The organism is Kutzneria chonburiensis (assembly GCF_028622115.1).
GTDB lineage: Bacteria > Actinomycetota > Actinomycetes > Mycobacteriales > Pseudonocardiaceae > Kutzneria > Kutzneria chonburiensis.
Genome location: NZ_CP097263.1, coordinates 7,588,480 through 7,600,874 on the forward strand (window position 1 = coordinate 7,588,480; position 12,395 = coordinate 7,600,874).

13 protein-coding genes are annotated in these 12,395 nt (G+C 68.5%); 9 read left to right on the forward strand and 4 right to left on the reverse strand.

From position 1 onward, the window contains the following. The first annotated feature begins 120 nt into the window (after positions 1–120). On the forward strand, positions 121–1,476 hold the full coding sequence (locus M3Q35_RS34975) for a hypothetical protein (RefSeq protein ID WP_273936799.1): 1,356 nt from the start codon (positions 121–123) through the stop codon (positions 1,474–1,476). Positions 1,477–1,507: 31 nt separating this feature from the next. Here the strand turns inward: M3Q35_RS34975 and M3Q35_RS34980 are convergent, their stop codons facing one another. After that, the gene (locus tag M3Q35_RS34980; RefSeq protein WP_273936800.1) at positions 1,508–1,954 is read right to left on the reverse strand and encodes an Lrp/AsnC family transcriptional regulator; all 447 of its coding nucleotides are present in this window, start codon (positions 1,952–1,954) and stop codon (positions 1,508–1,510) included. Between the two features lie 92 nt (positions 1,955–2,046). Between M3Q35_RS34980 and M3Q35_RS34985 the strand changes: the two genes are divergently transcribed. Together M3Q35_RS34985 and M3Q35_RS34990 are read left to right on the forward strand one after the other, a co-directional pair. Next, complete coding sequence (locus tag M3Q35_RS34985; RefSeq protein WP_273936801.1) at positions 2,047–2,436, forward strand: rhodanese-like domain-containing protein; 390 nt, start codon at positions 2,047–2,049, stop codon at positions 2,434–2,436. A gap of 18 nt (positions 2,437–2,454) precedes the next feature. Next, positions 2,455–3,933 (forward strand): aromatic amino acid ammonia-lyase, encoded by a 1,479-nt coding sequence (locus tag M3Q35_RS34990; protein ID WP_273936803.1) that lies wholly within the window; start codon positions 2,455–2,457, stop codon positions 3,931–3,933. Here M3Q35_RS34990 and M3Q35_RS34995 read toward each other — a convergent pair. Beyond that, positions 3,914–4,600, reverse strand: a complete 687-nt coding sequence (locus M3Q35_RS34995; protein ID WP_273936804.1) for a GntR family transcriptional regulator — start codon at positions 4,598–4,600, stop codon at positions 3,914–3,916. The genes M3Q35_RS34990 and M3Q35_RS34995 overlap by 20 nt on opposite strands. Positions 4,601–4,778: 178 nt before the next feature. Here M3Q35_RS34995 and M3Q35_RS35000 point away from each other — a divergent pair, with 178 nt between their 5' ends. The 4 genes from M3Q35_RS35000 to M3Q35_RS35015 all read left to right on the forward strand — a co-directional run bounded on the left by M3Q35_RS35000 (position 4,779) and on the right by M3Q35_RS35015 (position 7,784). Beyond that, complete coding sequence (locus M3Q35_RS35000) at positions 4,779–5,084, forward strand: hypothetical protein (RefSeq protein ID WP_273936805.1); 306 nt, start codon at positions 4,779–4,781, stop codon at positions 5,082–5,084. Positions 5,085–5,094: 10 nt separating this feature from the next. Further along, entirely contained in the window at positions 5,095–6,237 is a 1,143-nt protein-coding gene (locus tag M3Q35_RS35005; protein WP_273936806.1) for an NAD(P)/FAD-dependent oxidoreductase, read from the forward strand. Next, the gene (locus M3Q35_RS35010; RefSeq protein ID WP_273936807.1) at positions 6,237–7,148 is read left to right on the forward strand and encodes a LysR family transcriptional regulator; all 912 of its coding nucleotides are present in this window, start codon (positions 6,237–6,239) and stop codon (positions 7,146–7,148) included. The genes M3Q35_RS35005 and M3Q35_RS35010 overlap by 1 nt, the downstream gene beginning before the upstream one ends. Before the next feature lie 363 nt (positions 7,149–7,511). After that, positions 7,512–7,784, forward strand: coding sequence for an ankyrin repeat domain-containing protein (locus tag M3Q35_RS35015; RefSeq protein WP_273944581.1), 273 nt, complete (start codon positions 7,512–7,514; stop codon positions 7,782–7,784). Here M3Q35_RS35015 and coaA read toward each other — a convergent pair. Continuing rightward, positions 7,781–8,707 carry a type I pantothenate kinase gene (gene coaA, locus M3Q35_RS35020; protein WP_273936808.1) on the reverse strand — a complete coding sequence of 309 codons (927 nt, stop codon included), beginning with the start codon at positions 8,705–8,707 and terminating at the stop codon, positions 7,781–7,783. The two genes, M3Q35_RS35015 and coaA, sit on opposite strands and share 4 nt — an antisense overlap. 560 nt (positions 8,708–9,267) lie before the next feature. Between coaA and M3Q35_RS35025 the strand changes: the two genes are divergently transcribed. Then, positions 9,268–10,644: a Cys-Gln thioester bond-forming surface protein gene (locus M3Q35_RS35025; protein ID WP_273936809.1), complete on the forward strand. Its 1,377-nt coding sequence runs from the start codon at positions 9,268–9,270 to the stop codon at positions 10,642–10,644. Positions 10,645–10,753: 109 nt separating this feature from the next. After that, complete coding sequence (locus tag M3Q35_RS35030) at positions 10,754–11,386, forward strand: putative glycolipid-binding domain-containing protein (protein ID WP_273936811.1); 633 nt, start codon at positions 10,754–10,756, stop codon at positions 11,384–11,386. A gap of 10 nt (positions 11,387–11,396) precedes the next feature. Here M3Q35_RS35030 and M3Q35_RS35035 read toward each other — a convergent pair whose 3' ends face one another. Beyond that, a complete protein-coding gene (locus M3Q35_RS35035; protein WP_379794404.1) occupies positions 11,397–12,374 on the reverse strand; it encodes a prephenate dehydrogenase in 978 nt (325 codons plus the stop codon). Positions 12,375–12,395: the final 21 nt, after the last annotated feature.

The window sequence follows — 12,395 nt, forward strand, 5'->3', positions numbered from 1 at the left end:
GGGGTGGGGCTGTCACGGCTCGCATGGCCGAGTGTGGCGTGGGGTGGGGCGAGCGGTCGAAGTGCTCGCTGGTTCGGGTGGGGTACGTTGCTCGGTCGCGTGGTTCGGTGGTGCACTGGAATGGTGCGACGTTGGGATCAACTGAATGAGCGTCAACTTGAAGTCCTGAAACGGATCGATGCCGCGGAGGATCTCAGCGGGCCTCAACATGGATCATTGAGGACCTCCGCCAACGCCCTGCGGGACCGTCGGCTGATCACTATTAGCAAGCATGGAGGACGATGGGAGGGGGCGATCACCGAAACCGGCCGATTCTACCTTGACCATGGATATCATCCTGACGACCCTCGTCGAGGAAGCGAATCCGAAGTTTCGCAACTCGCCGAGCGGCGACGGGCGGAAGCCGTAGAGCTGGTTGCGCGGCTGGGAGTCGAGACGACGGTGGTGATCGCGAACCCGACGGAGGACGAGGTCGCGGTCTGGCGCAAGATCGTCGACTTCGCCAAGCGGCACGGCATGGTGCCCGAGGGACACCGCATCGAGAAGACCAGGCAGTACAACCGCGGACGCGACCTGCACATTCGGTTGATCAAGGGTGCGCACGCCAACACCGCACATCAGCTACCGGATGGCCTACCCGCGGTGTCGATACCCGAGACATTGCGGTCGCCGCATAAAGTGATCGCGGATCTACGTGACGACAGCAACAGGCTGGTGATGCCGAAGGACACGCGCCGGCGTTGCCTTCTCGTATTGCACGGGCTGGCCGTCGCGGCGATCGAGCGCGGTTACAAGGTTGCTATTCTTCCTGATTCGGACAGCTATCGAGGCGGCTATCAATACGGCCGAGGGGGTCATCGCCGTGACGGCGGCATCAGTCTGGTAGTGGGTGAATTCAGTTATGCGGTCACTGTTCAGGAGGTGAGTCCCCAGACCGCTGATCCAGACAAGATGGGTCGTATTGCGATCGAACTGCCCGCCTACCGTTCCGAAGGACGACAGCACCGATGGACGGATGGGAAGCGGCGAACCGTCGAGGAGGCCCTGCCGGCGCTACTGCACGAGGTCGAGACGCGAGTCATGGAAGACCGGCAGCGACAGATCGACGAGGAGCGGGCGAAGGCCGACCGCAAGGTGCGCTGGGAGCAGGCGATGGAGACTGCCCACCGCAAGGCGACCGAGTCCTACTACGCATCTGCGCTCGATGCCCAGGTGCAGCGTTGGCAGCACGTGAACGATCTGCGCGCGTACTGCCAGGCTCTTGAGCAACGCATCATCGCCAGCGACCCGGAGAACGACAGCGCTTCGACAGGGCGAGTGTGGCTCACGTGGATCCGTGATCACATCGCAACGATCGACCCGTTGAACGAAGTCCCGACGATGCCGGTGCCGCCCAAGATCAGCCACGAGGATCTGAAGCCGTTCCTCGGCAGCTGGAGTCCGTATGGTCCGGAAGCACATCAGCGCAGGTGGTAGATGCGCAGATCGGCGCGACGGCTCTTGGGAGTTAGGACGTCAAGGGCCGGGACTTCAGGGGGCTGGAGTAGACGATGGTTGTTGTCACGGGGCCGAGGGTGGAGATGCGGCCGGTGACTTCCTCGAGGTGGCGCATGGAACGGGCGAGGACCTTGAGGACGAAGCAGTCCTCGCCGGTGACGTGGTGGGCCTCGACGACCTCGGGGGTGGTGTCGAGGAGAGCGTGGAAGGGCTTGTAGTTGTTGGTGGGGTAGCGAAGGCGGACGAAGGCCATGATCGTCAGGCCGAGGCGCTCGGGGTCGATGGTGGCGGCGTAGCCGGTGATGACGCCGGACTCCTCGAGGCGGCGGACCCGCTCGGTGACGGCGGAGGGGGACATGGCGACGGTGCGGGCGAGGTCGGCGTAGCTGGCGCGGCCGTCGGCCTGGAGGGCCTCCAGGATGCGCCAATCGGTGGAGTCCAAGGAATCCGTGGTCACTGGATGAGAATGCCATGGAATCCATGGCGAAACGTGGAATGTGTCGTGGACGTCGGGTTCAGCGGCGGAGGCCCGGTGCCTAGCGTCGGGACATGAACTTCTTCGAAATGCGTCTGGCATTCCAGACGGATGTGAGTGACGTCCGACAGGCGCTGACCAGCGGAAACCCGGGTTTTGTGCTGGTGGACACGCGCAGTGACGAAGCCTGGGCGCAAGGGCGGATTCCGGGGGCCGTCCGGCTCAAAGACAGCGACCTTGATCCGACGGTGCCGGTGGTGACGTACTGCTGGGGACCGGGCTGCAACGGGGCGACGAAGGCGGCGGCGGAGCTGACGAGGCACGGCTACCAGGTGCGGGAGATGATCGGCGGCATCGAGTACTGGATCAGGGAGGGCTTCCCGGTCCGCACGGATGCCGGCGACGAGCTGGGCGAACCCGACCCGCTGACGGCCCCCGTCGCAGCGGTGGACTGCGGTTGTTGAGGAGTTAACCTTCGCACTGTGGCAGTGGTGCTCGACGGCAAGTCGTTGACGTGTGCGGAGGTGATCGCGGTCGCCGTCCGCGGCGAACCGGTGAGCATCGAGCCGACCGCGAGGGAATGGGTACGTCGCGCGGCGGACCTGGCGCAAGAGGTCACGGGTCGTCGCCCGGTCTACGGCCGCACCACGGGCGTGGGCGCCAACCGCATGGTGAGCGTGGAGGAGCAGGAAGTCGCGGCGTTCGGCCGCCGCCTGCTGCGCAGCCACGCGGGCGGCACAGGCCCGCTGATCCCGGAGACGGAAGCGCGGGCGATGATGGTGGTCCGCGCCAACCAGATCCTGGCCGGCCACTCCGGCGTCTCGGAGCACGTGCTGGACGCGCTGGCGCTGGCCCTGAACGCGGGTTGCTACCCCCAGGTGCACTCGATCGGCGCGATCGGCACGGGCGACCTGACAGCGCTGGCCGAACTGGCGCTGACGCTGCTGGGCGAGCAGCCATGGATGGGCCCGCATCCGTTGCCGCCGATCGACTTCGCGACCTCGGACGCGCTGGCGTTCCTGTCCAGCAACGCCCTGACGATCGGTCAGTCGGTGCTGGCGCAGGGCCAGCTATCGGCGCTGCTCGACCAGACGTGCACGACCGCGGCGCTCTCGCTGCTCGCGGTGGACGGCTCGGTGGAGCCGTTCGCGGAGGTGGTGCACCAGTCGAGGCCGCACCACGGCAGCCAGCTGGTGGCGCGCCGCATCCGCGACCTGCTCGGCGAGATCACGCATACGCCGGCCCGCGTGCAGGACCCGTTCGGCCTGCGGTGTTTCCCGCAGGTCCACGGCGAGGCGGCGGACGGCCTGCTGGCGCTGGAGCAGGTGCTCAGCGTGGAGATCAACGCCGGCGCGGAGAACCCGCTGGTGTCGGTCCTCGACGGCGACGTCTACCACCACGGCGGATTCCACAGCATCACGCTCAGCCTGGCCCTGGACAAGGCGCGGCTGTCGGCGTTGCAAACGGCCCAGCTGTCGGTGAGCCGGCTGGCGATGCTGTGCGAGCCGAACTACACGGGCCTGCGGCCGTTCGCGGCGGACGAGGCCAGCGGCAGCTCGGGCCTGATGGTCATCGAGTACACGGCGGCGGCCTCGCTGGCCAGCTTCCGGTCGATGGCGATGCCGGCGGTGCTCGGCCACGCCACGCTGTCCCGCGGCGTCGAGGAGCACGCCAGCTTCTCGGCCCAGTCGGCGCGGATGACCGGTGAGGTGGTGCCGCACTTCGTGATCGTGCTGGCGTGCGAGCTGATCGCCAGCGTCCGTGTGCTGCGGATGCGCCAGCTGCACCCGAACAACAGCGTCGAGCTGCGTGCCGCGTTCGACAACGCGGTGAGCATGCTGCCGACGGAGACCGAGGACCGGCCGCTGACCGTCGATCTGATGACGGCGAGCGCGCTGCTCACCGGCGAGCACGTCGAGATGCCCGATCAGCTGCGGCGGGTCACGAATAAGCCTGCCTGAGCTGCCGCTCGGCGTCGTCCAGGTACTCGGCGAGCATCTGCTCGGCCCGTTCCCGGCCCTGCGCGGCCAGTGCGGCCAGGATCTCCTGGTTGCGCTTGATGTACGGCTCGTGGAACCCCTGCGGATCGCCCATCACATGGAAGACCAGCCGCAGCTCGGCGAGGATGCCGCGCATCATGTCCACGACGCGAGGGCTGCCGGCGAGCTCGCACAGCGCCTGGTGGAACCGCAGATTGTGGGTGCCGACGGCGACCCAGTCGGCCCGCCCGGCCGCCGCCACGGCCTCGTCCACGACCAGCTGCACGCGCTGGATCTTCTCGGCGGTGACCTCGGCGTAGCGCAGGGCGCCGCACTCGACGACCTTGCGCAGGCGGTACAGGTCGGTGACGTCGTCCTGGGTCAGCGTGCGTACGAACACGCCGCGGTTGAGCTCGTGCACCAGCAGCCGCTCATGGGTGAGCAGTCGGAACGCCTCGCGCAGCGTGTTGCGGGAGACGCCGAGCGCGGCGCCGATCGCCTCCTCGGACAGGCGTGTGCCCGGCGGCAGGTCGCCGACGGTGATCCTGGTGCGCAGCACGTCGGCGACACGTTCCGCGGTGCTGACGCGGTCCAGCTGAAGGCGGTCGGCGGCGAGCAGCTCCACCGGTCCGCCGGTCGGATCGGCCACGGGACCCCTTTCGGCGATAACCGTTGAACAATATATTTTCACCGGTTCGAGCGGCCAAGCTCCACCCCAGCGTGTGACGGCTCCGGTGCCACAGTGGGACCGGCCGGGCGAAGTAGGACGTGGGCGGCGGCAGGGGATGGGCACCCTGCCCCCGCTCACGACAACTACGGTGGACGTCGTGAAGGAGCAACGCGCCGCCCATCTGTTCGCGCTCCTGATGCTCGTGGTCACGGTCGGGCCGGTCGTGTCGATCTGGTTGTCGGTGATCGCGGCGGCCGCGCTGTTCCTGCCGCAGGTGCCGACCAGCTTCACCGGCGGCGGGCTGCGCGCCATCGGCCTGCTGGTCGTCGTGGCGCTCGCGGTGTCTCAGCTACTCGTGCCGGTGCTTCGGTGGGTGCCCGGTCGGCCGTACCCCCGTATCGGCGCTGCGCTGTGTGCGCTAATCGGGTTGTTTGCCGGCCTGCTCGCCGCGATCCTGGCTTAGCGTGAATCACATGACCGAGCGAGCCGAGGTGATCGTCGTCGGCGGCGGTGTGATGGGGCTGTCGACCGCATTCCACCTCGCCGAGGCCGGGGTCGACGTGCTGCTGGTGGAACGGGACGAACTCGGTTCCGGCAGCACCTGTCGGGCGGCCGGCGGGGTGCGCGCCCAGTTCTCCGACCCGGCCAACATCGAGTTGGCCCGGCGCTCGCTCGCGGCGTTCGAACGATTCGGCGAGCGCCCCGGCGCGGAGATCGACCTGCGCCAGCACGGCTACCTGTTCCTGCTCGACGACGAGGCCGATGTGGCCGCCTTCGAGGCCGGCGTCCGCCTGCAGAACGAGCTCGGTGTGCCGAGCCGGATGCTGAGCGTCGAGCAGGCGGTCGAGTTGTCGCCGCTGATCGTCGGTGACGGTCTGCTCGCCGCGGCGTTTTCGCCCACGGACGGGCACTGCACGCCTGAAGCTGTCGTGCAGGGTTACGCCCGTGGTGCCCGGCGGCTCGGCGCTCGGATTCGTCAGCACTGCGAGGTCACTGGCATCGACGTCGCCGACGGAGTGATCACCGGCGTTCGGACGACAGAGGGACTTGTCGACACGTCAACTGTTGTCGTCACGGCTGGCGCCTGGTCGGCGGCTGTTGGCGAGATGGCTGGTGTGTCGCTGCCGGTGGTGCCGCTACGGCGGCAGATCATCGTGACGTCCGAAATCCCCGACCTGCCGGCCGAGCTGCCGATGACCATCGACTTCGGCACCTCGTTCTACTTCCATCCCGAGGGGCCGGGATTGCTCGTCGGGATGTCCGACCCGGACCAGGAACCGGGCTTCCACCTGGTCACGGGCGACGAGTGGCTGCCCGGTCTGGCCGAGGCGGTGCAGCGGCGCGCCCCGTCGCTGGCCGAGATCGGCATTGCGCACCGGTGGGCCGGGCTGTACGAGATGAGCCCCGACCACAACGCCCTGATCGGCGAGTCCCGTGAGGTCGGGCGGCTGCTGTACGCGACCGGTTTCTCGGGGCACGCATTCCTACAGGGGCCGGCGGTCGGCGAGGTGCTGCGGGACCTCGTGCTCGGCGTGCCGCCCTTGGTCGACGTGACCGGGCTGTCCGTCGACCGCTTCGCGACCAGTTCGGACCGTCCCGAACTGAACTGCGTCTGATGTTGAACCCCATCCATCTGCGCACCCTGACCGAGGCGGTCCGGACGGGTTCGTTCGCCGAGACCGCGCGGCTGCTCGGCTACACGACTTCCGCCGTGTCGCAGCAGATCGCCATGCTCGAACGGGCTGTCGGCGCCCAGCTGTTCGAGCGTTCCGCCCGCAGTGTTCGGCCCACCGCCATCGCCGAGCGGATGGCCCTGCTCAGCCGGGACGCGCTCGCCGCACTGTCCGAACTGGAGCGTGAGGTGCGGGCCCTCACCCGCGGCGACGCCGGCACCTTGCGGCTGGCCAGCTTTGCCACCGCCAACGCCCGGATCATGGCGTCCACCCTCGCCGCCATTGTGGAGCGTCGCCCCGGCGCCGATGTCCTGTTGGACGAGGGCGAGCCCGACGAGGTCTTGGCCGGCGTGCTCGACGGCGACCGGGATGTCGCCGTCGTCTTCGCGTACGACCTCGATCCCCGGACCTGGCCTCGGGAGCTCATCGCCACGCCTTTGCTGTCCGAGCCGCTCGTGCTCGTCACCGCCCCCGGGCACCGTCTCGCTTCTCGCGGCGATGCGTCCCTTGTGGAGGTTGCCGACGAGCGGTGGATCTGCACCCGTAGCGACACCGCCGGCTCCAAGTCGTTGGAACGCCTCTGCGCCACGGCGGGTTTCGTGCCGCGGGTCACCTTGCGCAGCAACGACTACGGCGTCGTCTGCTCCCTCGTTCGCCGGGGGCTCGGCGTCGCAGTCGTGCCCCGACTCGCTCTCGGCATCGACACCGGTCTCGGCGTCCTGCGCATCGCCGACTCCGAGGTCTTCCGCCGGATCTTGGCGTTGCACCGCCCCAGCAACACCAACCCGTTGCTGCCCATCGTGTTGGACGCCCTCCGCGCCCAGTGCACGGCCATCGCCCAACGCTGGGGTTGACACCGCCGGCCCGCGCGGATTCGTGCAGGTTGACGTGGGCATCGGTGACGCCGACCGGACCTCGGCGGTGCCGACTTGTCCACAGCTCCTGAGTTGTCCACATCTGGATCTTCACGGCCTTGGGGGATGGGGGCCTCCCGGTAAAATCGGGCGCGGGCCAGCCCCCGGGAGGGTGGGGTGCTGGGCGAGTTGCGTGAGGTCGTTGTCGAAGACCATGAGCCTGGGGATTGTCATCGGTGTGAGGACATCGCTGGATCGGGTCGGGCGTTCGGCGCTCCATTACGCGGCGGCGCATGGCGATGCGGCTGAGGTGGCCGGCTTGCTGGCGGCTGGGCTTGACCCGAACCTCGCTGACAAGAACGGATTCACCCCCTTCACTTCGCCGCGCAGAGCTGGCAGCCCGAGATAGCCGCCGTCCTCCTAACCGCCGGCGCCGAGGTGGAGGCGCGAAACCGGTACGGCAACACGGTGCTGGCAATGGCAGTGTTGGAGTCGAGGGGGAGAGGCGAGCTGATCGAGCTCCTGCGCGCCGCCGGCGCGGATCCGCACTCGGTCAACCGGGCCGGTAAGACTCCCGTCGACATTGCCCGCACGATCGCGAACTACGACGTTCGGCAGTACTTCGCCGACATTTAGAGCTTCTTCATGCGCACGCGGCTGATGGAGTGGTCGGCTTCCTTACGCAGCACGAGAGTCGCCCGGCCGCGGGTGGGGCGGATGTTGTTGACCAGGTTGGGCTCGTTGATCTCCTGCCAGATCTGCGTCGCCCTGGCCACCGCCTGCTCGTCGGTCAGCGAGGCGTAGCGGTGGAAGTACGAGGCGGGATTGGCGAAGGCGGTGTCCCGCAGCTTGAGGAACCGACTGACGTACCACTGCTGGATGCAGTCGGTGCGCGCGTCGACGTAGAGGGAGAAGTCGAACAGGTCGGACACGGCCAGCCGGGCGCCGGGCTGGAGCACGTTGAGGCCCTCGACGATGAGGATGTCGGGCTTCTGCACCAACTGCCGTGTGCCGGGCACGATGTCGTAGCTGAGGTGGGAGTAGACGGGCGCCTCGACCTCGGGCGCGCCGGCCTTGACGTCGGCGACGAAGCGGACGAGGGCGCGCCGGTCGTAGCTCTCGGGAAAACCCTTGCGGGTCATCAGACCCCGCCGCTCCAGCTCAGCGTTGGGCAGCAGGAAACCGTCGGTGGTGATCAGGTCGACCCGAGGGTGGTCGCTCCACCGGGCGAGCAGCGCCTGCAAGATGCGCGCGGTGGTGGACTTGCCCACGGCGACGCTGCCGGCGACACCGATGATGAAAGGCACCTTTTCGGACGGTTCACCCAAAAACGTGGTGGTCGCTGCGTGCAGCCGCTGGCGGGCGGCGACCTGGAGGTTGATCAGCCGGGACAGCGGCAGGTAGATGTCGGCGACCTCGTCCAGTGACACCCGATCGCCGAGACCCTGCAACCGGTGCAGCTCGTCCGAGGTGAGACTCATGGGCGTGGCCGCGCGCAGCTCACGCCAGTGCTCGCGCCCCAGTTCCACGTACGGGGTCAGATCGCGCGCTCGCGTCACGCCCACAGTGTCCCCGCAGGTCCTGGTTTCGTTCACCCCCGCGACACGTGATGTTGACGACGCTGAGCAGCGAACGGGGTGCCACGAACGGAGTAGCGTCGGAGATCAAGTTGTCTCCGTTGGATAACGATCTTATCGCGAGAGGTTTACTGTTTCGTGCCGCCGTAATCGTTTGCGGCGATGTGACCAGCGGAAACTCGGACCTGTGGATAACTCTGCTCGATCGTGATTCATCGGCTCGAGCCGTGAAATCGGTGACGCAGAGTGAAAACCGAGTTCAGCTCGTCTAGTGGATCTTCGTGACGTGCCACGGAAGGGTGACATTTTCGCAGGTCAGACCCTATGGGGTGAGTGGTGTGCGGGACGCGTCACTCCATCGAGTAATGTGCGTCCGCGTTCCACACAGGACTTTCACCGAACGCGGCGCAAATCGCCCGTTCGGACTATGTGTCACGAGCTCCGGAAGCGTCCTTTCGGGTTAACGGATGCCCGGAGCGTGACACCGCAGGGCAGGTCAGTGGTCGGGGACCAGCGCTAGCAGGCAGTCACAAGGGAGAGTCATGGCAAACCGGTTCCACCCGGGTCGGATCGCGGCCGCCGTGCTCGGCGCCTCGATCGCTCTGATGTCGGCGGCGCCGCTGGCGTTCGCGGACAACGGCAACGGCAGCAGCGACCACGGTGGCTTCGCCACCCCGCGCGGCCCGCGCGACCAGGCGCCGTCGGCGAAGTCGGACGCCGACTTCGAGAAGAACGGCCTCAACGTCCACCTGGTCGGCGACAAGTTCAAGAGCGAGCAGACGCTGCTCATCCCGGTCACGGTCAACGGCCAGAAGGTCTACACCTACTGCGTCGAGCTCAACGTCGACATCGACGGCAACGTCAAGATGGTCGAGGTCCCGTGGGACAAGTACCCCTACGAGGCCACCCCGGGTGACAAGGACGGCGGCTTCAAGGCGCACGCCGGCAAGATCAACTGGATCCTGCAGAACAGCTACCCGAACGTCGGTGCGGACAAGCTGACCCAGACGCTCGCCGCGGCCGGCGTCAAGCTGCACAACGGCCTGAGCGCTGCCGAGGCGATCAGCGCCACCCAGTCCGCCATCTGGAACCTGTCCGACGGCGCCAAGCTGGACGAGAGCAACCCGACGCCGTTCGACGGCAAGGACGCCGGCGCGGACGTGGTGGCGGCCTACCACTACCTGCTGGACCACGCCACCGACCTGCCGCAGCCGACGGCGTCGATGGACCTGACGCCGGCCTCGGCGACCGGCAAGGCCGGTGACCTGATCGGCCCGTTCAAGGTCACCGCCAGCAACGTCACCGGCAAGATCACGGTCACGCCGCACCTGCCGAACGGCGTCACGCTGACCGACAAGGACGGCAAGGCGCTCGGCGACGTCGTCAACGGCACCGAGGTCTTCATCAAGGTCCCGGCGGGCGCCGCGGCCGACAAGGGTTCCTTCGCCCTCGACGCCAAGGTGCACCTCAACGCCGGCCGCCTGTTCGTCGGCTCCAACGGCAAGGACGGCAAGCCGAGCGACAAGGCCATCACGCAGTCGCTGATCGTGGCCAAGCCGACCGACATCAACCTGCACAAGGAAGCCGTCGCCACGTGGACCGTCGGGGACACCACCCCGCCGTCGAGCACCACCACGACGACCAAGCCGACGACCCCGACGACCACCACGCAGCCGTGTGTGCCGTCCACGTCGCCGACGACGACCACCACCAGCCCGAACGGTGGCGGCACCACCAGCAGCAGCACCCCGATGCCGCCGTCGTGCAACACCCCGACCCCGACCACCTCGGCCGACACCAACGAGCTCGCCTACACCGGCGCCTCGGTCATCGGCCCGGTGATCGCCGGCCTCGTGCTGATCGGCGCGGGCATCGGCGCGCTGTTCTTCGTGCGTCGCCGTAAGGCCAACCACAGCTGACACCAGCTGATCCGCTGAGCCATGTGGGGCCTCCCGTGGGAACGGGAGGCCCCACTGGCATTTCGGTTAGGTACGCTCCGTTGTCGACCCTGACCTCGAAAGGTGGACAGTGAACGTCCCCAACGCGACTGAGCCCGCACAGTCCGACAGCACGTCCCGTGCCGGTCGCCGGCCCGTGATGGTGACGTGGCAGGGCCTCACCGGTCCCCGCCTCGAGTCGGCCCGGCTGGTGCTGTCCGAGAACCGGATCAAGGGCAGCGGGCGGGTCGTCGCCGCCGCCATCGAAGGCAACGAGGCCTACAACGCCTCGTTCGAGCTGTCCGTCGGCGAGGACGGCGTGGTGAGCCGGCTGCTGCTGCGCAGCACCACCGCCGAGGAAGAGCGCACCATGTCGCTCAGCCGCACCGAGGACGGCATGTGGATCGTCGACCGCGGCCGCGGCGCCGAGCGCCGTGACTTCGAGGGCGCGCTCGACGTCAACCTCCAGAGCAGTGTCCTGTTCAACGCCCTGCCCGTGCGCCGTCTCGGCCTGCACCGCGAGGCCGGCGAGCACGAGCTGCCCGTGGTCTGGGTGTCACTGCCCGACCTGTCGGTCAGCCTCGTCCACGAGCGCTACCGCACCGTCTCCGTTGACGACAACGGCAGCGTCGTCGCCTTCGACCGCGGCGAAGCCTCGGTCGAGCTCAGCGTCGACACCAACGGCCTGGTCGTCGACTACCCCGGCCTGGCCCGCCGCGTCTGACCCCGTCTGATCAGAGCATCTGCACGATCGCGACGGTGCCGTCCAGGGCGGTCAGGCGGCCGCCCTTGTTGCCGAGGTCGCGGAGGGTGGCGAGGGCGTCCCGAGCCTCCAGGTCGACCTTGACGGGGTGCCGCGTGCCCGAGCGGTGCTGTTCGAGCTCCCTACGGGCCAGGTGCCCGGCGTTGACGGTGGCGGCGAGGCCGCCGGTGGACGCGAGGGACCCTCGGGCGGCGCCGAGGCGACCCAGTGCGTCGTCGACGGCGTCGAGCAGGGCGGCGCGATTGCCCTCGCACATGGCCTGCACGAGCTCCGGACGGCTGCCGGCGACGCGGGTGCCGTCACCGAACGCGCCGGCGGCCAGGGCGAGCGACAGCGGCCCGCCAGAGGCGCCGACGCTGGCCAGCACCGCGGCCATGAGGTGCGGCAGGTGCGAGATGCGGGCGACGGCGTCGTCATGGGCGGACGCCGAGGCCGGCACGACGTTGGCGCCGCAGGCCAGGGCCAGCTGAACGACCTCGGTCCACACCTCCTCGTCGCTGTCGTCCTCGGTCGTGACGACCCAGGCCGCGTCCCGGAACAGCTCGGCCGAGCCGGCGGACCACCCGGACCGCGAGGTGCCGGCCATCGGGTGCCCGCCGACGTACCGGGCGTACGGGTTGATCTTGCGCACGGCCTCGGACACCGCGCCCTTGACGCTGATGACGTCGGTGAGGCGGCAGCCGGGGGCGTAGGCGGAGACCGAGCGCAGCACCTCCGCCAAGGCTGTCAGCGGCACGGCCAGCACGATGAGGGCGTCTTCCTCATCGGCCCGGCGCAGCGCGTCGTCCACGCTGTCCTCGACGGTGAAGCCGGCGGCGCGCGCGGCCTCGGCGTCCGTTGTCGAGGCGGTGGCACCCCAGGTCGCCCGGCCGGCAGCGCTGGCGGCGCGCATGACGGACCCGCCGATCAGACCCAACCCGATCACACAAACAGGCAGCACGTGCCCCATCCTGCCGCGACCGGCGAACCT